Consider the following 26,605-nt stretch of genomic DNA (forward strand, 5'->3'; position numbering starts at 1 on the left):
CTATTACTATTTGCCTTCAAAAAAACCTGATGGTTCTACATTAAGATTGATATTAATTTGCTTTGTTTCTAGATATTCTTCAAATCCATATGTTCCTAGATCTCTACCGATTCCACTTTGCTTGTATCCGCCCCATGGTGCTTCGTTAAACGTTGGGTGATACGTGTTGATCCATGTAATCCCTGCACGTAACCTGCGAATCACACGCTGAGCTTTAGCACCGTCAGTCGAGAACACAGCACCCGCTAAGCCAAAAACTGTACCATTTGCTAATTCAATGGCTTCCTCTTCTGTTTTGAAGGTTTGAATGACTAAAACTGGACCAAAGATCTCTTCCTGAACAATTCTCATATTAGGTGTCGTATCTCCAAAGATCGTTGGTTCAACAAAATAACCTTTCCCAAAATCTCCTTCGACAACTCGGTTGCCTCCACAAAGTAAGGTAGCGCCTTCATTTTTTCCGATCTCGATATAATCAAGTACAGTATTCATATGATCTTCTGACACCAGTGGTCCCATTTCAATTCCTTCAACCCAACCTGGACCTATTTTAATCATCTTGGCACGTTTGACTAACTCAGGCACAAATCTTTCATATAAACTTTCTTCCAATATTAAACGTGAACCCGCAGAACACACTTGGCCTTGATTTGCAAAAATAGCATATAAGGCATAATCAACTGCTGTTTCAAAATCTGCATCCGCAAACACGATATTAGGAGATTTTCCGCCTAATTCTAAACTAATCTTTTTCACTGTATCCGCTGCTGATTTCATTAACCTAATTCCTGTATCAGTACCCCCGGTAAAGGAGATTTTATCGACATCAGGATTAGAAACTAATTCAGCTCCAACCTTACTTCCAGGACCTAACACTAGGTTAACGACACCAGGTGGAAATCCTACTTCATCAATAATGTCAAACAAGCGTATGACAGAAAGTGGTGTCTGTTGTGCTGGTTTCACGATCACCGTACAACCTGCAGCAAGGGCAGCAGCAATTTTTTGGTTTGCCATGACTAACGGGTAGTTCCATGGAACGATTAATCCCACAACACCTATTGGTTCACGGACAACCATTGCTTGGATGTCATCCGGAACATCATAGGTCTGACCATGTGGTTTTGTTGCTAACCCTGCATAATAACGTAATTGGTTTACAGCATCTTCAACGTCACCCAATGACTCTCTTAATGTTTTTCCATTATTCAATGTATCTAAATAAGCAAATTCTTCTTTTCTTTCTTCTAATTTATTTGACACTTGAAGAAGAAGTTCTGCACGATGTCTAGCCTTACTATTCATCCATCCATTATCATAAAAAGCTCTTTTGGCAGCTTCGATCGCCTTTTTGACATCCTCTTCAGATCCCTCAGTAACTGTTCCAATTATCTCTCCATTTGCAGGATTAATTATTTCTCTTGTTCGATTTGATTCACTTAATACCCATTCACCGTTGATATACATTTTTTGAGTAATATCATTGTTCACTAAAGCAGATTGAACATCATTTTCTACTAAATTCATTACAGTCACCTCTTCATCGTCTTATTATGAGAAATTCACTAACTATTTTTTAAGTTCATAGAACTTATAATTTGTGATTAATCTAAGGATAAAACATATTGCTTACGCTTTCATTGGACACTGTGTAAAAAATAACCCTTCAATGATTAGACACTTATTTGGCTCCATTGAAGCTTCTACACTACTTTTTAGGTAGCATCTATCTATTTATTTTTTATTAACATTATTTAACTTCATGTCTAACTTTACATATTTCAACTAAGCTAGTAAGAATAAAAAAAGCAACCATTACCTATTGAACTTAAGGTATGGTTGCTGATGGTTGTGCAAATGTAGTATTAAGAGGAAACCCTTTTTCTCTCTTCTTGTTCAGTAAAGTCTTGCTCCTGATATTCTTTCTCCCAAAAGTCAGCATCTGCAATACCAAGCTTTACAGGATCAAATACAGGGTCTTTTCCTTCTTTCTTCTGTCTTTCATAATCTTTTAATACTTTTAATGCTGTCTTTGTAAGTAGGAAAATAACAGTAAGGTTAATCCAAGCCATAGCTCCCATACCTAGATCTCCCATTGCCCATGCAGCACCTGCTGATTTAACACTACCATAGAATACAGCGACCAATAACAAAACTTTTAATACATGATTTGGCCAAATTGACTTCATTCCACGATTATGTTTAAGAAAAACAAGGTTTGTTTCCGCTTTATAATAATAAGACACAAGTGTTGTAAAACAGAAGAAAAATAAGGAAAGTGCTAGAAAGGCTGCACCAAATTTAGGGAAAACAGATTGAACTGCAAGCTGTGTATAAAGCGATGGTTCTACATTTCCAAGCTTGTTAACAATAGGCGCCATCCCTTCTGGTTTCACATCATACATTCCTGTAACAAGAATCATAAATGCCGTTGCCGAACAAATAAGAAGAGTATCTATGTACACAGAGAAAGATTGAACTAATCCTTGTTTTGCTGGATGAGATACTTCTGCAGCACCAGATTCAAAAGTTTCACTCCCTAATCCAGCTGCGTTTGAATAAACCCCTCTTTGAACACCCCAAGCAATTGCTGAACCTATTAATCCTCCAAAAGTCGCATTTAAATCGAATGCACTAGTAAAAATAAGAGAAAAAACTGCAGGTATTTGAGAATAATTTAAGGTGAGAATGATAATGCAAACTATGATGTAACCAAGAGCCATAAATGGAACCATGATTTCAGCAGATCTTGCTATCCTTTTAACACCACCAAAAATAATAAATCCTAGTAATATAGCTATGATGATCCCGGTAATAGATGGAGATAATCCAAATGCGTTATTCATTGCTAATGCAACTGTGTTAGCTTGTACACCTGGCCATAACGCGCCCATAACAATCAATGTTAGGATTGCAGATATAACAGCAAACCACTTTAATTTTAATCCTTTTTCAATGTAAAAAGGAGTACCTCCTCTGTATTGACCATCTATTTTACTTTTATATACTTGAGTAAGAGTTATTTCGATGAATGAAGTGGCACTTCCTAAAAATGCTGTAACCCACATCCAGAAAACAGCACCTGGCCCCCCAAATGCAATCGCAGTGGCGACACCCGCTATATTACCTGTACCAACTCTACTCCCTAATGACATCGTTAATGCTTGAAAAGAAGATACCCCTGCTTTAGAACCGCCTCCTCTAAGCGATAGCTTTATCATGTCTTTTAAAAATCTTACTTGTACGAACCGCGTGAGAATTGTGTATAATAATCCTATGCCTAGAAATAAATACACTAATACTGGACTCCAAACATATCCATTCAACCAATTTACTATTCCCTCCATAAAAACTTTCCCCCTCATCAATTACAATTTCCTTTTAGGTATCTCTCTTTTGATGATCGTCAGTTAATGTAATTAGCGTGTTTGGCTAAATATTAGAATCCCAAAAATATTCTGTTCATGCGTACCGATACTTTTAATTAAGAAAATAGTTTTATCAACACTAAAGTTTAATAACGCTTTCTTTTTTATCAATGTTCCTATCCAGCTTTCACCCACTTCCATTTGATTTTTTTGATTCTTTCGTTTATGTTTTTCAAAAATATTGTTAACTCTAAAATAATTCATTCACAAAACTTTAACACTAGACATTGTGTTAAGTAATTTGATCCATTATTTTTACATTTATATTGATTCTATATTTAATTAGGAACTTCTAATGAGACAAAGAATTCATAGAAATAGAAAAATTGTTAAGAAAAGCACAAGAGCCTTGTTCAGCCTCGAGCAAATAAGATGATCAGGAATTGAAGGTGTTCTTTATCTTCAATTCCTGATCATCTTATGACCTCGAGGGACTAGGCCGCTTGCGCTAGACACCAAAACTAAGTACAAAACATGTAAATTCTGATAGTAGAACAAAAAAGGCAGAAGCCCCCAATATTATGGGAGTTCTACCTTTTTTTGTTGGACTTTTTCAGTGCCCTCTCACAGATAGAGGTTCTTTCCACTAGCACAATCATCACTTTTGCATGATTTAATTACATAATTATTTAACTGAGTAACCTCCATCCACGAAAATATGGGTCCCAGTGATGAAGGACGATTCGTCCGAGGCTAGAAAAACAGCAGGTCCTACAATATCTTCCGTCTTACCAACCCGATTAAGCATGGTTAAGCTGCTTTCACGCTCCATTACCCCTTGATCCGCGAGTCGTGCCCCAGTCAGATTGGTCCGAATAGTTCCTAGTGCAATCGCGTTTACTCTGATTTTCATCCCTCCAAGATCTGCCGCCATATGACGTGTCATAGCAGCAACTGCTCCTTTGGAAGCACCGTATTCTACAGTATTCGGTTCTGCAAGAATAGAAGTAGTAGAAGAGATATGAATAATAGCACCTCCTCCTTGTTTGTACATAGCGCGAGCTGCTTCTTGGCTACATAGAAATACTCCCTTAGCATTGACCTGCATAACACGGTCGTAATCCTCTTCCGTTAATTCAAGAAAAGGTTTCCTTATCGTAATTCCCGCGTTTGCTACGAGCAATATCTAACCGGCCAAATTTCTGAACTGTCTGCTCTACGCAATCTGTTACATCTGCTTGGTTACCAACATTGATATATGTAGCGAGCCACATATCCTCTGATGCCCCTGATTTTTGAGCAGCTTTTTGTGCTGCTTCTACATTAATGTCCGCAAAAACAACCCGTGCACCTTCTTTAAGATATCCTTGTGCAATCGCGGCACCCATGCCAGATCCAGCCTCTGTTACTAACGCCACTTTATCTTTAAGTCTCATTTTCACCACTCTAAAATGTAGTTATGTATCCATCCTTCATTAACTAGACATTAAATGAATAAATATCTTTGTAATTCTTAAAAAAGAAAGCGTTATTATTAATGGGAAAACTGAATAATCCGGTTCTTATATTAGCTTTTTATTTTTACTATCTTTAATAACAATTTCTTGAACTAACATATTTTTTCGTGGTTTAATACTTTCTATAATGATATCTGCAACATCATCCGGCTCCATATACGCTTCTTCTGTAATAGCGCCTTCCCATAATTCAGTTTTCATATTCCCCATATAAACTCCAAACACCCTAATGCCAGTATCCTCAAGTTCAAGCGCTAAATTTTCAGTAAATCCTCTTGCACCAAATTTACTTGCACTATAAACCGACTCGGTAACTTTTCCTCTTTTACCTGATAGAGATACAATGTTGACAATATAACCTCGATTTCTCTTTTTCATGTCGTTTAATACTTCTTGAGTACAAAAGATGGTACCTTTTAAGTTAATATCAATCATTTGATGGATAGATTCTTCGCTTAAATTTTCCGTCAAATCAAAGACCCCAACTCCTGCATTATTAATTAATAGATCAATTTGTCCAACTTCTTCTTTAATTAATTGCATAACGTTTGCTACATTATTTTTAGACGAGACGTCTACTTCATAAATAGAATGACTGTGGCTTAATGTTTCAGCTGTTCGAATAAGTTTTGTTTGAGTTCGTCCGAGCAAACATACATGGCAACCTAGATCAGAATATTTTTTTGCCAACGAAGCCCCTAATCCACTTCCGGCTCCTGTAATAACAACGACATTAACATCCATGTAAATTCCCCCTTCCTTTTCTCCCAATTTTCCACCTATTTTTTCATTCTAGCATTAGACTAATTCTTTTAGTATCTTGATTTGCTAGATTTCTACCTAAATTTTCACAATCATCTAACTTCCATAATGATAATCCATATTACAGCCATCCGAATTAGACATAGTGTTAAAAATTAATAGTTACTCATTTTACAAAAAATTTAGAACAATAGTATTGATTATAGGAAAAGGTCATGATACTATATCGGTTATATATTAGTATGTCACATATATACCAAAACAACATATTAGTATAACCTAAACGTTTTTTAAACATCACGTAGGAAAATACTAATTGTTGTAAAAAAAAACGCAAAGGAGTATGGACTGGATGTGAATAAGAGAAAAGTTGTTTATGTAGTTTCCGACTCGGTTGGCGAAACGGCTGAGTTGACTGTAAAAGCAGTAGCAGCCCAATTTAATAGCAGCTATATTGAAATCCATCATAAATCCTATGTGCAGAAGACAGAAGATATTGATGAGGTTATTACTGACGCAAAGCAAGGTAATTCTATTATTGCCTATACGATCGTCATCCCCTTTTTAAAAAAGTATCTTGACGAAAGGGCACGAGAAGAAGGAATTACTGCAATTGATTTAATAAACCCGCTTATGGAAGCATTTGTTCAACAATTTAAAATGGATCCCAAGTGTGAGCCTCGCTTAATGAGGAAATTAGATGCTAACTATTTCCGAAGAGTGAAAGCCATTGAATTCGCAGTAAAATACGATGATGGACGGGAGCCTCAGGGGTTAAAACGTGCAGACATTGTATTAATTGGAATTTCTAGAACATCAAAGACACCGCTTTCTATCTATTTGGCCCATAAAGGACTGAATGTGGCAAATATACCTTTAGTACCAGAAGTAGCACCTTCTGATGAATTGTTTGAACTTCCAAGAAATGTATGCGTTGGCTTAGTGATATCACCGGATAAACTGCATGAAATACGCATGGAGCGTTTAAAAAGTTTAGGGTTAACAACTCAAGCGAATTATGCAAATTTAGATCGGATTCTTGCAGAACTAGACTATGCTGAGAAAATTATGAAACGTCTAGGTTGTCCGGTTATTGATGTTTCCAATAAAGCAGTGGAAGAAACTGCTGATCTTATATTAGCAATCTTAAAAAAGAGGGGAGATGGAGTGTATGAGTAAGTTTGTATATATGTTTGACGAGGGAAACAGCGAAATGAAGGAGCTTTTAGGAGGAAAAGGGGCTAATTTGGCAGAAATGATTCGAATCGGCTTGCCTGTTCCTTATGGTTTTACCATTTCAACAGAAGTCTGTAGCTCCTATTACCAAGCAGGGAAATCTATCCCTGTAGAAATCAAATCTCAAATAGTAGATGCCCTTAGTAAACTTGAAGAAAAAACAGGTAAGAAGCTCGGAGACACGACAAATCCACTGCTTGTTTCTGTACGATCAGGTGCTGTATTTTCGATGCCGGGAATGATGGATACAGTATTAAATCTTGGAATGAATGATGAAACTGTGAAAGGGTTGGCTGAGCTTACAAACAATCCGCGTTTTGCATATGACTCTTACCGCAGATTTATTCAAATGTTTAGTGATGTTGTACTTGGTGTGGATGGCTTTTATTTCGAGCAGGCTTTAGAAGAAGCAAGGGAACAAAAGGGATACTCTTCAGACCCTGAAATGACTTCAGATGATTGGCAGGAAGTGATTCAAGGGTACAAAGAGATTGTAAAAAAACATACTAGAAAGGATTTTCCTCAGAATCCAATAGAGCAATTATTTCTTTCCGTCAATGCTGTTTTCGATTCGTGGAATAATCAACGTGCGATTGTATACCGCCGCCTTCAAAAAATCCCAGGGCACCTTGGTACAGCGGTAAACATTCAAAGCATGGTTTTTGGAAATATGGGTAATGATTCCGGTACTGGAGTTGCCTTTACACGTAATCCATCGTCAGGAGAACGTAGGCTGTATGGTGAATATTTAATCAATGCTCAAGGAGAGGATGTTGTGGCAGGCATTCGTACTCCTCAACCGATTTCTACCCTTCAGGATGAAATGCCAGAAGTATACCAGCAGTTTGTTGAGACTTGTCAGCTTCTTGAAAGACATTATCAAGATATGCAGGACATCGAGTTCACTGTCGAACGTGGTAAACTATTTATTCTTCAAACACGAAATGGGAAAAGAACAGCCCAAGCTGCAATTCGAATTGCAGTTGAATTAGTAGAAGAACAAACGATTAGTAAGAAGGAAGCAATTCTACGTGTAGACCCGGATCAATTGAATCAGCTACTTCATCGTAGAATTGATGATTCCTATAAACGTAACCCATTAACGAAGGGATTACCTGCCTCTCCAGGCGCGGCAACAGGACTAGTGGTATTTGATGCGGATACAGCAGAGGCACTAGCGAAAGACGGGAAAAAGGTGATTCTTGTGCGCCCGGAGACAACACCTGATGATATCCATGGCATTGTTGCTGCCGAGGCAACTCTTACAAGCCGCGGAGGTATGACAAGTCACGCAGCAGTTGTTGCAAGGGGGATGGGAAAAGCTTGCATATGCGGCTGTGAAACATTAAACATTGATTTGAAATTAAAGCAGTTTAAAGTAGGAGACACAATTGTAAATCAAGGTGATATAATTACAGTTGACGGTTCAACAGGTGAAATCATGCTAGATGAAGTGCCAATGATCGAGCCTCAGCTTTCGGATGAGTTTCAACTGTTACTTGCTTGGGCAGATCAAGAGAAGACACTTGATGTAAGAGCCAATGCTGATAATCCAGAAGATGCGAAAAAAGCGCTAGAGTTTGGGGCGGCTGGAATTGGCTTATGCCGTACAGAGCATATGTTTATGGATGCAACTCGGATTCCTATTGTGCAAGATATGATACTTGCCGAAACATATGAGGAGCGAGAGGATGCACTCAAAAAGTTGTTGCCAATGCAACAAGGGGATTTCGAAGGAATCTTTGAAGCGATGCAAGGGAACCCTGTGACAATTCGTCTACTAGACCCTCCTCTGCACGAGTTTTTACCGGATAAAGAGGAACTGCTTGTTGAAGTAACAAAACTTCGGATGTCAGGCTCAAATCCCTATGAACTAAAGGAAAAAGAACAGCTTTTAAGAAAAGTTCGTCAGTTGCATGAATTTAATCCAATGCTAGGTCATAGAGGCTGCCGATTAGGAATGATTCACCCTGAAATTTATATCATGCAGGCAAAAGCTATCTTTTATGCAATTGCAAACGTAAAAGAAAAAGGAATAGATGTGAAGCCAGAGATTATGATTCCTTTGGTTGGGCATGTAAATGAGTTAAAAGAAATGCGTGCATTGGTAACAAAAGCTGGGTTGCAAGTTGCGGAGGAAACCCGCCAGCAATACGATTACTCTATTGGAACAATGATTGAAATTCCGCGAGCGGCTTTGACTGCTGATCAAATTGCGCAAGAGGCAGACTTTTTCTCCTTTGGAACAAATGACTTAACCCAAACTACTTTTGGATATAGTCGTGATGATGCAGAGGGCAAGTTCCTTCAAAACTATATTCAAAACAAGGTTTTGCCGGAAAATCCATTTGCTACTCTTGACCAAGAAGGTGTAGGCAAACTTGTAGAAACGGGTGTAAAGCTTGGCAGGCAAACAAAGCCAGGGTTAAAAACAGGAATTTGTGGAGAGCATGGAGGAGAAAAAAATTCAATTCAATTCTGTCATGATGTAGGATTGGATTACGTAAGCTGTTCACCATACCGGGTTCCTCTTGCACGTCTTGCAGCTGCTCAGGCTACTATTAAAAATGAACAGAAACAGGGCGTAAAGAATTTTCAAGCTCAGATATAAAACGACGCACACCCTTAGATGAAATCATTAATAATAATGGCATAATAAGACATACAAAAGCTGAATCAAAGTTTCAGGTTACCGAGCAACTCACAGCAAGAGAGAAGGTACAATTCGCTGAATGAGAATACTAAGCGAGGTTGTCCGATAAGCCCCTAAAATAAAGGAAGTGGAGAAACATGAGTCGTTTTCTCCACTTCCTTTTATGTTCTTTTTATTCTCTTTTGAAGGGACTATCCAGACATTCAATATCACCCTCACCATGAAGAAAGTAAAGCTAATATTTAAATTGTAGATTTAGGAGTAGTGATAATAGCTAAGCCCATCGCCGAAAGACCCCCTGCAAGCTTTCCAACAATCATAGCAAACACCATTTCTTTATTGACACCTGCCACAAAACCTAGGTGCCCTCCAAAAACAAAAGCACCACTGACAGCAAAAGCAACATTTATTACTTTTCCTCTTGGATCCATATTCTTTAGTATTGTGAGCATAGGTATATTATGTGCAAGAGATGCAATAAGACCGACTGTTGAAGTCTCACTTATTCCTAAAAAACTCCCTACTTTCTCTAAATGATTTTTAAACACTTTTGTGATGAAAGCAACCATCGGAAATGCTCCAGCAAGCATAATGACAATCATACCGACAGTTTTTATCCCTTCAGTTATCGGTGCCATATTTGGAATAATAATAAACCCGGTTAACGTTTCAATGCTAATCGCTGTAAGACCTACAATAGCAATGACCTCAATGCATTTGCCAAAAAGCTGAAATCCTTTAATCATCTTACTTGTTGCTTTATAAAGACCTATGAATATTCCCCCACCTAAACAAGCTTTGAGGAAGGGATTTCTAATGTATCGAACCCAATTACTGTACGATTAACACCAGTGGAGCTGTCACATTAGCGAACGATTTACGCCCAGCCCCTCTATGCCATTTGTCATGCATTTGGCACTTCTTTTCATCGAACGACTAACGTTTGTGGATGAAAGATCTGAACAGATTCTGTATTGAATTCTTTTTCTCCAAACAATTGTAAGATGGCTTTTTTCATGATATTTGCAGCTCCATTCACATCTGCATTAATAAGTAGATTATTGTTCGCTTTATATAATCCTCGTTTCATTCGTCTACCAGAAAAGGAATGCTTCTTTCCCTTCTCATACACTGGAATCTCATCATGATCTAGAAAACTCGCTTTAGATGTATAAGATTCTTCGGTTACTTCCACTTTTATTCCATGTTCAGCAGCCTTATATGTAATCATATTTATCAGCATCTTATGTGGAATATTGACGAATGATTGATTGTTTTCCTTTCCAATGTTCACTTCTTGTTTCCACTCTTTATTTTGTCCAATAATGATAAGAGATACATCTTCTTCTACAGCTGTTTTGACAATCTGATAACTCGCTTTATGGAAAATGTCCTTTAATTTGAGATTCCTTTTTTGATGTAATTTATCCAACCTCTTAGAAGTAAAAGGACCTTCGTTTGTTTTCTTTCCTTGACGTAAAATACCAAGGTAATGAGCTTTTATTTTGTTGGAGTATTGATTAATGGATTTAACGTTTTTGCCCTTGACTAAAATAGGTACTCGACCTGTATTTGTCACGATGGTTGCAAGATTATCAATTCCAAGATCAATCGACATATATCTTCTGTTCGTTTTTAATTCTTCTTTTGAATTTGGCACATCTACGACTAATTCGACAACATACTGACCATATTTCGGAATGACTCGAACTTGTTTTAAATCCCCTTCAGAAACACCTAATTTACCAATATTTAATTGTTCTTTCGTTTTCGGAAACTTTAAAAAATTATTTTCCTTTATGATGCAATCTTGATTCGTAAATAACACTTCTTTTTCAGAAGCACGGCTATATCTGGGAATTCTCGGTCTTGCTTTGTATTTTGACGGATTTATCTTATATTCTTTTAAACTAGCAAAAAAGGACTTCCAATTTTGAAAGACTGTCTTCATAATTCCTTGGCTTGTTTGTGTAGGCAGAGAGCGATAATCATGTTGGATAATTATCTTAAAAAGTGAATCTAAAAAATTGTAATCGACATAAGGGTTTTCCTTTGTAGGAGCTTCAAACCAATGACACTTAATCTTCTTTTGAATTTCTTGCGGCTTTAATTTCTCTTTCGCTCTCTTCTTTTGGTATGCAGCTTTTTGAATCTCATTCATTTTTTCAATATTGTTCTCGATCGTTGCCAGAACTTCTTTTTGTAAAGGTTGTAGTTCCTTATCCTGCGTTAAACCGGTATAAACCTGCCTGTAATAAAAATTAGTCGTATTGTACATATTTTTCGCATTCTCACATGAATTCTTGAAATAGGAATACATTCGATGTCCTTTTTTAATCCAAATTTGTTGCGTTTTATAATGTTTTTCCTTTTCCTTTGTCATGATCTTCACCAACCAAACGTTTGTTCCTAATTGTATTTTACCAAGTTTGAATTTTAAAATCTAGTCGTAACATTTTAAAATACAAACAATTCAAAACCGCCAATTCACCCCCTCCTTAAAACATTCATTTTTGAAGAAGGGGTACTCTTGGCATTGATGATAGAAATAAATATAGAAAAGATGACAGTTGGAATAAGATTCAGCAGTACTATTTTCAAACTTAGACCAGCAACAATTCCACCAACAAGACAACCGAAAGGCACAGTTATAATCCCTAGTCTCAATATATAAAACGATGGGGCGGAACCCCATCGTTTTTTGGTGTAAAAGGAACTATTCGCTTTTTTATCTAGCTAACATAGCTTTCATAGCCAAGTAACTACAATTGACAGATACTTTCCTTTAATGTTTTCACAATAAAAGTAAAGTCATCTTCTGTAATGCTTAATGGAGGTGAAAGCTGCAAAATATTATTATATCCAGCAACGGTATCACCATTTTTCCCAATAATCAGACCCTTTTCTTTGCAAAGCCCAATGACTTTATTGACCTTTGCCACCTCAGCTGGTGCTTTTGTTTGTTTATCTTCTACTAGTTCAATACCCAAAAGAAGACCTTTTCCGCGAACATCCCCTACATTTGGATGTTCTTTAATTTCCTCTAATTCACGTAACAGACGTTCACCTAATTCCTTTGAGCGTTCAATTAAATGTTCGTTTTCAATAATTTCTAAATTCTTCAACGCCAGAGCGCAAGCAGCAGGGTTGCCACCAAATGTATTAACATGGCGCAAGCGGTCATAATCTTCACTTCCTGAAAAAGCCTCATAAATTTCTCTTTTCACTGCAGTTGCTGATAAAGGAAGATAAGCACTCGTAATCCCTTTAGCCATTGTGATGATATCTGGTTTCACATCATAGTTCATAAATCCAAACGGTTTTCCTGTTCGACCAAATCCGCAGATCACTTCATCACAAATCAGTAGTGCACCATGTTGCTCACAAATTTCTTTTACCTTTGCCATATATCCATCTGGAGGCATTAAAATTCCCCCACCAGTAATAATTGGTTCCATAATGACTCCAGCAACGGTTTCACTTAACTCCCATGTCATGACACGATCAATTTCCTCAGCACTTGCAAGTGTATGAACATCATCCGGATTACGATACGTATCAGGTGGTGCTACATGTAAAAAACCATTTCCTAGAGGCTCATATTTATACTTACGTTGTGCTTGGCCTGTTGCGGCAAGAGCTCCCATTGAATTCCCATGATATGCGCGATAGCGAGAAATAAACTTATAGCGATTCGTATCCCCTTTTTGCTGATGATATTGACGAGCAATTTTAAATGCCGTTTCATTTGCTTCAGATCCACTGTTCGAGAAGAAAATCACATATTCATCGCCAAGCCATTCATTTAATTTTTCAGCTAATTTAATGGCTGGAACATGACTTTGTGATAAAGGAAAATAAGGCATTTCCTCTAGTTGTTCAAAAGCCGCTTGAGCAAGCTCTTTACGACCATAGCCAACATTTACACACCACAGACCAGACATACCGTCTAAATAGCGATTACCATCGATATCTGTTACCCATGCACCTTCTGCTTTGGTAATAATTAAATTGGATGGATTAGGATTTGCTCCTCTCATCGCATGCCAAAGGTACTTTTCATCTGTTTTTTGTAAATTTTGCGTTTGTTCTGTCACGTGCATCCTATTCAACCCCATTCTATCTTTTTTATGGTTTTACAAGACTTTTTAATAACGAGCAGTAAGCATTTTTTTACGAGTATAGAACTCAACTCCATCTTTTCCATTCGTATGAAGATCACCGTAGAAGGATTTCTTATAACCTGAGAATGGGAAGAATACCATCGGAGCAGGAACTCCCAGATTGACCCCAAGCATACCTGCATCAATTTCTTCACGGAATTCACGAATCGCTTTCGCACTGTCAGTATATAAGCATGCACCATTCGCAAATTCTGACTTATTTGTAAGTTCAATTGCTTCCTCTAAGCTCTCCACTCGAACAATCGATAACACAGGAGCGAAAATTTCATCTTGCCAAATTTTCATATCAGTTTGGACATTATCAAAAAGTGTAGGACCTACAAAGTATCCTTGCTCGTCTGCCGCGTCCTGTCTTCCGTCACGAACAAGGGAAGCACCCTCACTTTCTCCAAGTTCAATATAATGAAGAGTACGTTTTTTATGTGAATCACGAATGACTGGTCCAAGGAATACACCTTCATCCATCCCATTACCTATTTTGATTTCATCTGCTGCTATTTTAAGTCGATTTACTAATTCATCTGCAACATCCCCAACAGCGACTACAACTGACGCCGCCATACAACGTTCACCTGCAGATCCAAATGCAGCGCCAATGATATTTGTGACAGTATTATCTAAATCAGCATCTGGCATGACGATCGAATGATTTTTTGCTCCTGCAAGAGCTTGTACACGCTTACCGTTCGCTGCTGCTGTTTTGTAGATGTACTCAGCCACAGGTTGAGAACCAACAAAGGATACAGCTTTAACATCTTCATTGTCTAAAATGCCATTCACAACATCATGTGCACCGTGAACAATATTTAATACGCCATCTGGTAGACCAGCTTCTTTAAATAGTTCAGCTAAGCGATTAGCCAGCAATGGTGTTCTTTCTGATGGTTTTAAGATAAAAGTATTGCCGCATGCAATAGCAAGTGGGAACATCCAGCATGGAACCATCATTGGAAAATTAAACGGTGTTATTCCCCCAATTACTCCAATTGGATAGCGATACATTCCTGATTCAACCCCAGTAGCGATATCTGGAAGCTGATCTCCCATCATTAAAGTTGGTGCACCTGCAGCAAATTCAACACACTCTATCCCACGTAGAACTTCTCCATATGCTTCGTTATAGCTTTTTCCATTTTCTAAGGTAACGAGTTTTGCTAGCTCCTCCCAGTTATCAACTAATAGCTGTTGATAGCGAAAAAGAATTCTAGCACGCCTTGGTACTGCAACCTTTCTCCATGTTTTGAATGCTTCTTTTGCAGTTGACACAGCGTGATTTAAATCTTCTCGTGTGGAAAGTGGTACACGAGCAATTATCTCTCCAGTTGCTGGGTTAGGTACTTCTTCCATTTGTTCACTTGTAGATTCAACCCATTTTCCACCGATATAGTTCTTTAATGTTTGAACAGTTTGTGTTAATTCCATTATAAAACCTCCTATTTTTGTAAATATATGAATCTCATTGGTCTCATTATATTAGGCGAAAATAACTCTATCATTAGACAATGTGTAAAGTATTTTGCGCATTTTTTCTACATTAGCGTGGTTATCATAAGAAACTAGTAATAAGTTGTGTAAAAAAAGAAACCCAAATTAAGGGTTTCTTTACAAGTTATGATGACTTAGGATATTGAAGCATATTCCAATGATGACCTAGACGCAGATGCATATTCATAGGCAGAAATCGCTACTTCAATCGCTTGACGTTTATAAGGCTCCATGAAGTCCTCTCCAATTAGTTCATACAATTTGTCTAATCGATGATAAAGTGTTTGCCTGACAATATGAAGTTGTTCAGCCGTTTCCTTTTTTGCCCCTTTGCATTGCAAATAGATTTTTAATGTTTTTAGCAACTCTCCATTTTTCTGTTGATCATGCAATAATACAGGTCCTAAATAATCAGAAATGAAATCCCGAAGAACGCCCTGTTCATTAGCTGCTAACACTAGTCTAAAAATATATAAGTCTTCATAAAAATATTCTTTTAATTCATTCGGCATTTTTTCCTTAATGTTCAAGGTCTCTTTTGCTGTATGATAGCTATGTTTAACATGACTTAAATTTTTAATAATTTTTCCGACACTAAATTCAAGTTGAAAAAAATTCTGTTTTTTTATAAACTCAGACGTTTTCAAACAATCAATTCCTTCTTGCACTCTACGTTTAAAATCATCAGTTTTCAAATTATTCAAAAGGATAAAGGTTATCTGATTTTTCTCGATATAAGATAAAAGAAAAATGCCTCGTTGTTCAAAAATAGAGCGGAAGTATACTTTTAAGTAGGTGAATTCGGAAATTACTTTGTCTAAGTTATCAGTTTTACAAAGGAAAACAGTACATCCATTCGGTTTTAGATTAGGTTCAAGATCTGAAAGATATCTATGGATTTGTTCATCACTATGCTCTCCTTCAAGCCAACATCGAACCCATTCGGATTCTTTAGCTTTCCTTTGCTCTTCGATATATAATTCACGTAATAGACTTTGAGCTAAGGCGATAGAGCTCCGATCTAAAATGAGAGATTCAAATTCCGTAATGGCCTCTGCTTCAGAAATGATGAAAAGATCCGCAAAAGTCTGATTCAAAGCCTGTACAGATTGATGGGCGATATTCATATGTCTTGGTATCTGGTTATCTTTCAGAAGTTGTGATATTTTTTCTTGCTCTCGTTGTGTTTGTTTTGAGATGACTTGAACTTTGCCTTCGTTTGAAACATAAAAAACGGTCATTTTTAAATGTTCGTGTAAAAGTTGCAAGATTTTCTGTTGTGGGTTTGAGGATAAAAGTAATTGGTTTAACCTATTTGAGTATTCTTCTAAATCAGAAAGAATTTGATAATGCTTTTTTATTAATAGACTATGTATCTCTTGTGTAATATCAATAAACCGAACTCCCTTAAAGAAAACAATTAATGGAAAATGATGAGCATCAGCCAATTTTATTACTTCTTCTGGGATGGCGGATATATAAGTTCCTAATTCAATACAAATTCCAGCTGCGTTAGAATCAATGGCCTGTTGAATAAATGAAACAAAACCTTCTTTATTCTCTTTCCATCCAATCCCTGTCGAAAGGATAAGTTCATTTCCATTTAATAAGTTTTCAATAGACGTTACCTCCAGAACATGAACCCATCGGACGAGCCGACTAAGACCAGCTTTCCCTGCTACTACTTTTGCTGATACGAAATGTTTATTTTGTAAGATTTCATGTACCGATAATTTAACTTCTAAGTTCATTAGAAAATTCCCCCTTTTTTTACTTATAAATTGCTTCAATATTTTCTTGAAATTTGCATCGTATAAAGTGAGACTTATCGGATCTTTACGGATAGTTATCTCCTACTTCTCTTGGAGAGTTTTACCGCCCGTTAAGGTGGGATAAACTGAAAACCATTGATAGAAACTTTATAAATCAACTTTTCCAATAAAAACCAAAATGAAATCATTTAACAAAAATAAGCATCATGAGCTAGCTTTAAATTTGAAGCGCTTTCATTCTGAGTAACATTAGAAACTCCTTCCTATTCCTTAATAGGAAATAACTCTTTATTAAGAAGGGGAGTAATGGAAATCATTGTGTTATGTCATACTTCAGTAGCTTTATTACGAATCATCGTTACATTCTCATTAACACGTAATCACTAATCGTATGTATTATTAGTATAACTCGAATTCTTCACATTAGTAAAATGAATGTATATAATGAAATATATGAGTTATCCTCATGCGAAAGGAGAATAAGATGACACTTAGTCGATTTGAAGTCTTTCATACAGTAGTCGAGTCAGGGAGTCTAACCAAAGCCGGGGAAATGTTAAAATTAACACAATCAGGTATTAGCCATGCCATTAATAGTCTTGAAAACGAATTAGGCTTTACTCTGCTAACTAGGGGGAAATCAGGCATTTCTTTAACAAGTAATGGCGAACGGATGCTAGCGTATATTCATGATATCTTAGTCTTAAATGATAGAATGAAGCAAGAGGCTGCAGCAATCAATGGTTTAGAGCTTGGTGTAGTGAGAATAGGCACATTTACAAGTGTCGCTACACAGTGGTTACCCCAGATTATTAAACAGTTTCAAGATCATCATCCAGGAATCACGTTAAAATTGTTTGAAGGTGATTATTCCACCTTAGAACAATGGGTTTCAAACGGAGTCATTGATTGTGGCTTTCTCACGTTACCTACACCAAAGTCGCTTGAATTTTTCCCTTTAAAAAAGGATAAAATGATGTGCATTCTATCAGAGCAGCACCCTCTTCATAAACTAGATAAAATTTCCTTCAAACAAATCGAAGCAGAATCGTTAATTATGCCCAAAGAAGGATGGGGCAATGAAATCAATCAAATTTTTAAAGACAACAATATAAAACCTACGATTAAATTCGAAGTATCAGATGATCAAACAATTATTTCCATGGTACAAGCCAATTTAGGCATCGCCATACGCCCTGAAATGACGTTATCTTCTATCCCTGATAACGTTCGGATTCTTAATTTAGAAAAAGAGTCTTATCGTTTTATAGGTGTCGCTACAAAGCCTAATATGTCTCCTGCCACTAAAAAATTTATTGATTGTGTTCACTCCTGGTTAAAGGAGCAAAAATTACTAGATGTTTAACAGTATAAACGTTTTTTACCGACTCAAACTTTTGGATACAAAAATCGTTAATAAGGTGCTTTTCGCTTTAAAATCACCTTATTATTGATGTTTTTCCACTATTCATGGATATATCAATGTTATCTCATAGCTAAAGAATACAATTATAGAATTTCCTTAATACCAGATAAACGAATAGAACATACCTGATGATTCTCATCTTTTAAAGAAACGGTCTGTTCGTATAAATCAAGTTTGTGAACACGACCCTTGCATGTTTGTAACACTCCGTCCTTATAATAAGTAATCGTAATGAAATGGATTTTTGTTAATTCTTTCAAAATCATACATGTATCTCCTTTCAAACTAGTATTTTATAAAATTCAACGATCTTATGAGCTAATTATATTTTTTCAAAAAAACACTTTCATTAGACGGTGTGTAAGTCTTTTTCAAGCTTTTTTCTACATTCTGGTTGATACAATAATGAATATCCTCTTTTAGGGTCCCTACTACATATCCATCAAGCTAAAGAATTGAAATTCATCCGAAACAAAAAAACGTTATTCTTTCAGTAAAATAATTGAAAAGATAACGTTTTTTATAGACTTCAGCTTTTGTCAGACATCTCAAATCTACTTAGTGTCATCTTATTTCCTTTGCCATGAGCTTTTTTCATACATAACATGATAAATACTCATTTTACTCACACTTAATTTTTAGATTATACTGAAAATAATTCATTTCCCCCAGTGTAAATAAAAAATAGAATATGAAAGTTATGGATGTAGTTAATTGCTCATCTTTCAGGAGACTTAGGAACAATTCATTTATAGCATCATGAGAGGATGGTGAATCATGAAAAAAAGAATGGTTCCATTCGTTTTTATCATTCTTCTTACTGTTTTAATAGCATTTATAGCGAAGTTTCTTTTAAGTGATACAAACCCTAAAATTGTTGTTGTTTTAGATGGATTAGAAACTGAATACTCGAAAACGGTCAAAGCAGGAATAGAAAAAGGGGTTGCTGATTTTAATATGGATGGAAAGGTAATTGCTCCTGACTCATATTCAGCCTCAAAACAGAATGCTATCTTAGAAGATGTTTTAAAACAAAAACCAGATGCACTCATCATTACGCCAATTGAACCATCTGTTACGATTCCTGTCTTAACAGAATATGAAAAAAGAAAAATCCCAGTACTAATGTTGAATAAAGACGCTCAATGGAAAGATCAAACTCTCTTTATTGGGACGGATCACCTTGAATTAGGGAAAATGGCAGGAGCAATATTATCGTCACTTCTGTACCCAGGAGACCAAGTAGTTTTTATGGTTGATTCAAAAACTGATTCAGCTGTGAATGACCGGATTAAGGGCGCAAAAGAGGTTCTAGAAAGCGTTGACATTGAAGTTATGATAGAACAGCTAGAATCTGATAAAACTGCGCATATGTCGTCTGAAATGAGTAACATGATACAAACTCATCCTACTATTAAAGGATTGTTTGCTACAAATGACATCATAGCTTTAGATGCATTGAAAGTAATAGAGGAAAAAGGTTTACATATTCCTGTCATCGGAACGGACGGTACTATGGGAATGCTTCAGGCTGTTGAAAAAGAGACGTTAAGTATAACCTTGTCGCAGAATCCTTTTGATATGGGGTATTTGAGCGTGGAAAAAGCATTAAAGGCAAGTAAGGGAGAACATGTAGAACAAAAAATCGATAGTGGCGTTGACATTGTTACAACAAGCAATGCCAAATCAAGAATCGATTTTTTGGCGAAAAATGTATTGAGATGAATTTATGTGTTTTAGGAGTAAATAAGTCCAATTTCAATGCTGAGAAATTGGACTTATTTCGTGAATCCGGACGAGTACTCGATTGCGGAAGTTTACTTTAATTAGAGCCGTATTTATTTTTTAGTATTTCTTCTGCAATCAATTGATAGGACCGAATTCGGTCTTTCGGAGAGTATGTTATCGTCACAATCATGATTTCGTTCGCTTTATATAAAGCTTGTAGCTCGTTCAATTTTTGTTTCACGACATGAGGATTTCCGATTATCATATTTTGTTTTGCTTTAGATAAAGTGTTTTTTTCTGTTTGATTTAACACGTATTTTTTTGCTTCTTGAATAGAAGGGACGCCAAGGTGGCCTTCTCCCTTTTCTTTTTGCAATGACCATATAAGAGAACTTAAAGCAATCTCTTTTGCTCGTTCATTCGTTTCTGCACATATAGCTGAAACAGTTAAAATCACGTTAGGACGTTGCCCCAATTTTCTTGGTGTAAATAACTCAATGTATTCTTGGATAATAGCTACTCCATCATTGTCACTCATAAACTTTCCGAATGCATAAGACAGCCCTTTTTCTGCTGCCAATAATGCACTTTTTTTACTTGTACCTAGAATCCAAGGTTCTGGTGAGATTTCTGGCAATGGAGAGGCTGTGACTTTCGCATACCTGTGATCTTCAGGAAAATGACCGTCTAAAAAATGAAGGAGATCATTCACTGTATTTGGCATGCCCCACACCTGCTCTAAAAAGTTATCAGATAACGCATTAGAAGCTTCAGCTGATCCACCTGGAGCTCGTCCAATCCCGATGTCAATTCGATTAGAAAACAATGTAGCTAACATATTATAAACTTCTGCCACTTTATAAGGTTTATAATAGGGCAATAAAACAGCCCCAGAACCGATACGGATTCTATTCGTGTTCGCTCCAATGTAGCTTAACAACACTTCTGGTGCTGAACAAGCAAGTCCTGGAAAATCATGGTGCTCAGCGATCCAGTAACGAGAATATCCTAGATCTTCTCCGGCTTGAGCTAATTTCATAGATTCATTTAATGCCTCTTTAGCTGTTTGGCTTGAAGAAATTGGTGATTGATCCAAAATGCTTAATTTCATCACTTCACTCCTCCTCTCTTACTCCTTCACTTCAAGCAAACTTAATGAATAGTTTCCAACTTGCCCTTTTTCATATAAATTTGTCATCGAAGTAGAATATTGCTGAATTCTCCCCCTAAACGATAGTTCTCTCTCAGGAATTTTCACATCAAATGTCCCTTGATAGAGCAATGTTGCTATATCATGATACTCCTCACTCGTAACTTCAAAGCAAACTGAAATTTCATATAAATCATTCACTTTTCCTTGTTTAAAATCGTACACTTTAATTAAAGTATCATTTAATACTATTTCTTTAACCATGAATCGCCCCTCATTTTTCCTTTTATAAGAAATATAGCAGTTGAATAATAGAGTAGCAAATGTGCTGTTTGTTTTTAAAAGGTGTAGCGTCAGAAAAGTACGATTTATAGTATGCAAAGCAAAGAAAAACATGAGCTACTTGAACTCATCTAGATAAAATGTCCTGAAGCGCAAAAGAACAAAAGCGCAAGCGCCTTGAACAGCCTCAGGCATAGCATAAGACGCTTTTGAATAAAAGGTGTTTTTTGCCTTCAATTCAAAAGTGGCTAGACCATAGAGGGTCCGGACGCTTGCGCTGGATGACGTGCGCTTATCCACAGTACAAAATTTTTATAATTTCCTAAAAAATAAAAAAGGAGACATGCCAATTAAGTTTCATCTTAATTAACACATCTCCCTATCGCCTTACTCAGCAAACAGCTCTTCCATAATTTTAATCTTCTCTTCTGTATAATGCTGAAATCCATCATTATAAGATTTAGGATCCTTAGGGTTTGCAAAATGAGTGATCTTCCTTGTTGAAGGATGAACAAATTTGCTTGCCGCCCCACAGCCGATTCCAATAATCGTTTGCTGCTCTTCCATAATCATAATATTGTAGATGCTATCCTGTCCTTTTAATGAATAGCCTACGTTTTCTAAGTTGCCGAGAATATTTTTTTGGCGATATAAATAGTAAGGTGCATAGCCATGCTCTCGCGTCCATTGGACAGCATGATCCATCATCGTACCTATTTCCTCACGACTCGCTACTTTATACTTATGTTTATTTTTCGTCATTTCAGAAGCTCGTTTAAACGATAATGTATGAACCGTCAATGATTCTGGCATAAGCTTAGCTGATTCTGAAAGCGAATAATCAAATTCTTCTACACCCTCACCAGGTAAACCAATAATTAGATCCATATTAATATTGTTCATGCCCCTACTTCTAGCCAAATGAAACTTTTCAATTGTTTCTTCCACTGTATGGTGACGGCCAATTGCCTTTAATGTTTGTTGAATATACGATTGCGGATTTATACTAATTCGATCAATTTTCCATTTGTTTAAAATATCAAGCTTCTCTGTCGTAATCGTATCAGGTCTACCAGCTTCAACAGTAATTTCCCTAATATTTTCAACACCAGGAAAAGACTCAACCATTTCCTCGTAGAGCATATCCATTTCTTCTGCCGTAATACTAGTAGGCGTTCCCCCGCCATAGTAAACAGTTGTAATCTTTATTCCTTTTTCCTTTAGCCAACGACCAATTTCCTTCATTTCATAATGCAATCCACCTAGAAATGAAGTAACAGACCCTTGACGTCCATTGATTGCATACGCTGGAAATGTGCAGTACGCACATTTTGTTGGACAAAATGGAATACCAATATAAATACTGACTTCATTTGAAAGAGTGTCAAGATCAGGAATAACCTGTAATTGTCGATCAACTATTTCCTTCATCAACTGAATTTTTTCATCAGAAAGCAAATATTCCTCTTTAAACATACGGTGAATCTCAAGCTCTGACATACCCTCTTGTCTTTTTTTGTGATAAAGCTTTGTCGGTCGGATACCTGTGAGAATTCCCCACTTTTGAATCATTCCCGTGTAGTCTTGAAGGATGGTTAAATACACGTAAGAAAGGGTATTTTTCACTTGTCTTAAACGATCCTTGCCTTCTAAGTACGATGGAATATCCTTTTCTCTAGTTGCTTCAAATTCCTTCCCATCTTCCGTACGTAAATATCCTTTAATTTGAATCCTCTCATTGCTCTCTTCAAAGGAAAACTCTGCTTCAAGGGTTGCATCACCTTTTGTAAAGCAGAGTTCAGTTTCTTCAAAAAATAAATTACCAATTAATCTTAATGGTCTATGGAAACGTTCATCATCTATACCTTTAATATAAATTTTCATTTAAAATCACCTTTACTCTTTTTAAAACACTTCTTTTAGTGTACAAAACAATTCCCCTACAGGTCAATGTTAGATGTTAGAAGAACAAACTAGATGTCGTGCGCTTATCCACAGTACAAGAATTTTGGTGACTATGGAGATTTCCTTGACAGAAGTCCATAATCTATCGACTTTAATTGAAAATCTATCAACTTTTTGGACTTATCTATCATTCAGCAAATTTCCACATCCATTGCTGAAGGTAATCTTCCAAGAACAAAAGCGCAAACTCCTGTCATATCTTTTGCTAGGACAAACATACAATAGTGATAAACCAAATTAATTTAGGAGGTGACACCATTGAAAAAAATTGCTCCTCTCCTTATTCTTGTTGCAGCAATTGCCATCATTGGATACCTGGATTCCCCTCTATTTGCAGAAAGGGAAGATGCGATTACAAGTTTGCCTGTACCAACTGAGGAAACAGCCTCGGCAAATGCTTCAAATGATCAGAGCAACCAAGAATCCCAGCAAATACCTCTATTAGAAAGTAAACTAGTTGAAATAACAGAAGATGATGGATATTTCGTTGAAGTATATCGTGAATATGAGGTTTATAAGGATCATGAAGGCAACATCATTGAAAGTAAACCTACTGAAAATTATCAGTATTTGAGATATAAGGAATAGGAAGTAAGCACGAGTGTCACATATTCATTACATGAAAGGATAGGGAAAGCAAAATCTAGATTAGCTTTCCCTATCCCTTTTCAACTACAAATGACGCCTTCAGCATGAATGAAAGGCGACCTTTTTGAATAAATATCATAACTTCATTTAAATATATTAATCGAATTTAAGCTTAGGTTATAAGTTTATCCAAACGATTCACTAATAACTGCTGCCACTCAGAAGCCAATTCTTGCACGCCCAATACCCTTTTGATCCCTTCAACATCCTTTTGCTTATGAAAATAAATCTCATTTCCATAAAGAATCGATACTTGTTTTGCATGGGACTCTAATAAGGTAATGTTTGAATCTATTCGGACACTACCTTCTTCTAAAACACGGCATAAATAACCTGTAAACCCCGTTTGAACCATTCTTTTTAAAAGCAATGGATTACTCGTTCTCTTCGTAATCGTGCTACATGGAATTCTACCTTGAGTTACTTGAATAACAGCATCTCCAAGCCTAAAAATGTCTCCGATACATACATCCTTTTCGAGCATATTTGTGACGGTTATATTCTCGCCAAATGTTGAGGGCGGCAATGCGTTGTTGAATTCTTTTTCCCAAAGCCGATAGTGTTCATATGGATAGACACATACAGCACGGTCAGGACCACCATGATATCGTAAGTCTGCAACTCCATCTCCCCGAAAGCCTTCTTTCGTTAAGAATGCCTCCTCGATTGTTTGTTTACATATTCCTGTCTCGATTTCTTTGTCATCCCCATACGTCATTTTTTTCGGTAAGCCTATTGAAAAATTCTTCAGTTCTCCAACTTTACAAGTTTCCATTGTGCAAGCACCCACTTTCTATTATGATTTCAGCTTTTTGATTCGCTCAGCTGATTGCACGGTCTTCCCTACATAAAATCAAAATAATAACGAATCACATGAAAAAACACCGGTGCTGTATACGTTAGGCTATCAACTCTCATTAAATAGCTTTCTTTCAACAAGTCGAATTTCTTATTCCCTATCAATAAATCACGCCTTAAGACTGATATCGTTAAACTTCCAAAAAAACCGCTAAAGCTGATAAGCACTCCTGACAAAATTCCAAATGTTAAATCAAGCGGTGTTAAATAAGGGTAAATGAGATATGATACGACTGTTGTGACGAAAGTAGCTCCGATAAATCCTTCCCATGTAATACTAGAGTTTGCTGAAGGGATCACCTTTCTTTTTCCACCATACATTGATAGGAAGTAATGAACAATATCGTTGACCTGTGTTAAGATCACAAGAAATAATACTAAGTTTGCCCCATATTCCGGTGACGCAATTTGATAATAGGCTAAGTGACTTAAACCAAATACCATTAGCATTAAGCCCCATTGCGTTGAACTCACCGAACGTAAAAAACCACTCGTTCCTTTTCCGATTAATCTAGGTAATGGCAAAAATAAAAATACATAAACCGGAATAAAGACAATAAACATGCCATACCAACCGATAAAAATCCAATAAAACTGTAAAGGAATTGCAAGGTACGCCCATAAAAATAATCGTCGATCCGCTTTCCTTGTTTTTTTCATCATCGAAAAATACTCTTTTAACCCAAAAAAACAAAGAACCATTAGAGATAACAATGAAACAACCGGATTAAATAGTGTTGCTAAACAAAACACAGCAAACATTCCCCACCATGTTTTCACCCGTACGAACACAGTAGAGAAATCTTTGGTAGGCTCTTTCCTTTTCACTACAGAAAACATAATCGTAACGAAGGACACTCCTAAAAAAATCGTTATAAGTGTCCAAAGTGTCGTAACCAAATTTTTCACCTGCTCTAAGTTGCATATTGTATAATTAAGGATAGATGAAATTGGAAAAATATTAAAGAGGGAAATTCAATGAGATTGAAAAGCTATGTTTATATATTACTAACAGATACAGGGACACTTTTTACAAAATCAATCAAAAAATATACGAAGGCACCTTATAACCATGCCTCGATCTCTTTTGATGCTGAATTAACAGAACTATATAGCTTTGGAAGGAAAAATCCGAATAATCCGATTAACGGCGGTTTTGTAAAGGAAGATATTTTTACAGGTACGTATAGTAAATATCCTGAAACAACTTGTGTCATCTATAAACTTGAAGTATCTAAACGGGATATTGAAAAAATGAAGAGAGTTTTAAATATTTTTAAAAAGAACCAAAAAAAGTTTCTATACAATCTTATCGGTGTACTGGGCGTTTCGTTAAATGAGCCAGTTGAATTTAGCAATTCTTACTTTTGCTCACAATTTGTCGCAGAAGTACTTCATCGATCTGGAATAAAACTATGGGACAAATTACCGGCCTTAATTACTCCTGATGATTTTCGACAAAATGAGCAGTTAGTGTTCGTATACGAAGGAAAATTATTTGATTATGGGCATTTAAGAAAGACTTAATTAATTGAAACACAAGAAGGGGGGAAGCCATAATAGCTTCTCCC

Annotated in this window: 24 protein-coding genes; 6 read left to right on the plus strand and 18 right to left on the minus strand. The window is 36.4% G+C overall.

The features are described from left to right. Positions 1-6 precede the first annotated feature (6 nt). From K9V48_RS01170 to K9V48_RS01190, 6 genes are all read right to left on the minus strand, one after another. The gene (locus K9V48_RS01170; protein WP_224136165.1) at positions 7-1,527 is read right to left on the minus strand and encodes an aldehyde dehydrogenase family protein; all 1,521 of its coding nucleotides are present in this window, start codon (positions 1,525-1,527) and stop codon (positions 7-9) included. Positions 1,528-1,865: 338 nt separating this feature from the next. Continuing rightward, positions 1,866-3,347 carry an alanine/glycine:cation symporter family protein gene (locus K9V48_RS01175; protein WP_224136167.1) on the minus strand — a complete coding sequence of 494 codons (1,482 nt, stop codon included), beginning with the start codon at positions 3,345-3,347 and terminating at the stop codon, positions 1,866-1,868. Between the two features lie 72 nt (positions 3,348-3,419). Continuing rightward, on the minus strand, positions 3,420-3,632 hold the full coding sequence (locus K9V48_RS01180) for a hypothetical protein (protein ID WP_224136168.1): 213 nt from the start codon (positions 3,630-3,632) through the stop codon (positions 3,420-3,422). A 421-nt stretch (positions 3,633-4,053) separates the two neighbouring features. Beyond that, positions 4,054-4,551, minus strand: coding sequence for an SDR family NAD(P)-dependent oxidoreductase (locus K9V48_RS01185; RefSeq protein ID WP_263432687.1), 498 nt, complete (start codon positions 4,549-4,551; stop codon positions 4,054-4,056). Next, positions 4,505-4,804, minus strand: a complete 300-nt coding sequence (locus K9V48_RS28945) for an SDR family NAD(P)-dependent oxidoreductase (protein ID WP_263432688.1) — start codon at positions 4,802-4,804, stop codon at positions 4,505-4,507. The genes K9V48_RS01185 and K9V48_RS28945 overlap by 47 nt, the downstream gene beginning before the upstream one ends. Before the next feature lie 126 nt (positions 4,805-4,930). Next, a complete protein-coding gene (locus K9V48_RS01190) occupies positions 4,931-5,629 on the minus strand; it encodes an SDR family oxidoreductase (RefSeq protein WP_224136170.1) in 699 nt (232 codons plus the stop codon). Positions 5,630-6,001: 372 nt separating this feature from the next. Here K9V48_RS01190 and K9V48_RS01195 point away from each other — a divergent pair, with 372 nt between their 5' ends. After that, complete coding sequence (locus K9V48_RS01195; RefSeq protein ID WP_224136172.1) at positions 6,002-6,826, plus strand: pyruvate, water dikinase regulatory protein; 825 nt, start codon at positions 6,002-6,004, stop codon at positions 6,824-6,826. Next, positions 6,819-9,494: a pyruvate, phosphate dikinase gene (ppdK, locus tag K9V48_RS01200; RefSeq protein ID WP_224136174.1), complete on the plus strand. Its 2,676-nt coding sequence runs from the start codon at positions 6,819-6,821 to the stop codon at positions 9,492-9,494. The genes K9V48_RS01195 and ppdK overlap by 8 nt, the downstream gene beginning before the upstream one ends. A 284-nt stretch (positions 9,495-9,778) precedes the next feature. Here the strand turns inward: ppdK and eutH (K9V48_RS01205) are convergent, their stop codons facing one another. From eutH (K9V48_RS01205) to K9V48_RS01230, 6 genes are all read right to left on the minus strand, one after another. Beyond that, positions 9,779-10,354, minus strand: coding sequence for an ethanolamine utilization protein EutH (eutH, locus tag K9V48_RS01205; RefSeq protein ID WP_438803857.1), 576 nt, complete (start codon positions 10,352-10,354; stop codon positions 9,779-9,781). Between the two features lie 107 nt (positions 10,355-10,461). After that, a complete protein-coding gene (locus K9V48_RS01210; RefSeq protein WP_224136176.1) occupies positions 10,462-11,919 on the minus strand; it encodes an RNA-guided endonuclease InsQ/TnpB family protein in 1,458 nt (485 codons plus the stop codon). A 104-nt stretch (positions 11,920-12,023) separates the two neighbouring features. Next, positions 12,024-12,203, minus strand: coding sequence for an ethanolamine utilization protein EutH (gene eutH / locus K9V48_RS01215; RefSeq protein ID WP_263432689.1), 180 nt, complete (start codon positions 12,201-12,203; stop codon positions 12,024-12,026). Between the two features lie 95 nt (positions 12,204-12,298). Continuing rightward, the gene (locus tag K9V48_RS01220) at positions 12,299-13,639 is read right to left on the minus strand and encodes an aspartate aminotransferase family protein (RefSeq protein WP_224136180.1); all 1,341 of its coding nucleotides are present in this window, start codon (positions 13,637-13,639) and stop codon (positions 12,299-12,301) included. A gap of 45 nt (positions 13,640-13,684) precedes the next feature. Further along, entirely contained in the window at positions 13,685-15,142 is a 1,458-nt protein-coding gene (locus K9V48_RS01225; protein ID WP_224136182.1) for a CoA-acylating methylmalonate-semialdehyde dehydrogenase, read from the minus strand. 197 nt (positions 15,143-15,339) lie between these two features. Next, complete coding sequence (locus tag K9V48_RS01230) at positions 15,340-16,956, minus strand: PucR family transcriptional regulator (RefSeq protein ID WP_224136184.1); 1,617 nt, start codon at positions 16,954-16,956, stop codon at positions 15,340-15,342. A gap of 505 nt (positions 16,957-17,461) precedes the next feature. Here K9V48_RS01230 and K9V48_RS01235 point away from each other — a divergent pair. Continuing rightward, positions 17,462-18,343 (plus strand): LysR family transcriptional regulator, encoded by an 882-nt coding sequence (locus K9V48_RS01235; RefSeq protein WP_224136186.1) that lies wholly within the window; start codon positions 17,462-17,464, stop codon positions 18,341-18,343. Positions 18,344-18,486: 143 nt separating this feature from the next. Here the strand turns inward: K9V48_RS01235 and K9V48_RS01240 are convergent, their stop codons facing one another. Continuing rightward, complete coding sequence (locus K9V48_RS01240) at positions 18,487-18,669, minus strand: YolD-like family protein (RefSeq protein ID WP_224136188.1); 183 nt, start codon at positions 18,667-18,669, stop codon at positions 18,487-18,489. Positions 18,670-19,180: 511 nt separating this feature from the next. Between K9V48_RS01240 and K9V48_RS01245 the strand changes: the two genes are divergently transcribed. Next, positions 19,181-20,128 (plus strand): sugar ABC transporter substrate-binding protein, encoded by a 948-nt coding sequence (locus tag K9V48_RS01245; RefSeq protein ID WP_224136189.1) that lies wholly within the window; start codon positions 19,181-19,183, stop codon positions 20,126-20,128. Between the two features lie 97 nt (positions 20,129-20,225). Here K9V48_RS01245 and K9V48_RS01250 read toward each other — a convergent pair whose 3' ends face one another. The 3 genes from K9V48_RS01250 to K9V48_RS01260 all read right to left on the minus strand — a co-directional run bounded on the left by K9V48_RS01250 (position 20,226) and on the right by K9V48_RS01260 (position 23,447). Beyond that, positions 20,226-21,242: an LLM class flavin-dependent oxidoreductase gene (locus tag K9V48_RS01250; RefSeq protein WP_224136191.1), complete on the minus strand. Its 1,017-nt coding sequence runs from the start codon at positions 21,240-21,242 to the stop codon at positions 20,226-20,228. Positions 21,243-21,260: 18 nt separating this feature from the next. After that, on the minus strand, positions 21,261-21,545 hold the full coding sequence (locus tag K9V48_RS01255) for a DUF3219 family protein (protein ID WP_224136193.1): 285 nt from the start codon (positions 21,543-21,545) through the stop codon (positions 21,261-21,263). A gap of 405 nt (positions 21,546-21,950) precedes the next feature. Further along, complete coding sequence (locus tag K9V48_RS01260; RefSeq protein ID WP_224136194.1) at positions 21,951-23,447, minus strand: coproporphyrinogen III oxidase; 1,497 nt, start codon at positions 23,445-23,447, stop codon at positions 21,951-21,953. 339 nt (positions 23,448-23,786) lie between these two features. Between K9V48_RS01260 and K9V48_RS01265 the strand changes: the two genes are divergently transcribed. After that, the gene (locus K9V48_RS01265) at positions 23,787-24,116 is read left to right on the plus strand and encodes a hypothetical protein (protein WP_224136196.1); all 330 of its coding nucleotides are present in this window, start codon (positions 23,787-23,789) and stop codon (positions 24,114-24,116) included. Between the two features lie 172 nt (positions 24,117-24,288). On the opposite strand, the gene K9V48_RS01270 is transcribed toward K9V48_RS01265, so the two are convergent. Then, positions 24,289-24,951, minus strand: a complete 663-nt coding sequence (locus K9V48_RS01270) for an MOSC domain-containing protein (protein ID WP_224136198.1) — start codon at positions 24,949-24,951, stop codon at positions 24,289-24,291. A 68-nt stretch (positions 24,952-25,019) separates the two neighbouring features. Further along, positions 25,020-25,874, minus strand: a complete 855-nt coding sequence (locus tag K9V48_RS01275; protein ID WP_438803858.1) for a phosphatidate cytidylyltransferase — start codon at positions 25,872-25,874, stop codon at positions 25,020-25,022. Between the two features lie 138 nt (positions 25,875-26,012). Here K9V48_RS01275 and K9V48_RS01280 point away from each other — a divergent pair, with 138 nt between their 5' ends. Then, positions 26,013-26,561 (plus strand): hypothetical protein, encoded by a 549-nt coding sequence (locus K9V48_RS01280; RefSeq protein WP_224136202.1) that lies wholly within the window; start codon positions 26,013-26,015, stop codon positions 26,559-26,561. Positions 26,562-26,605 lie beyond the last annotated feature (44 nt).

The organism is Metabacillus rhizolycopersici, assembly GCF_020075705.1.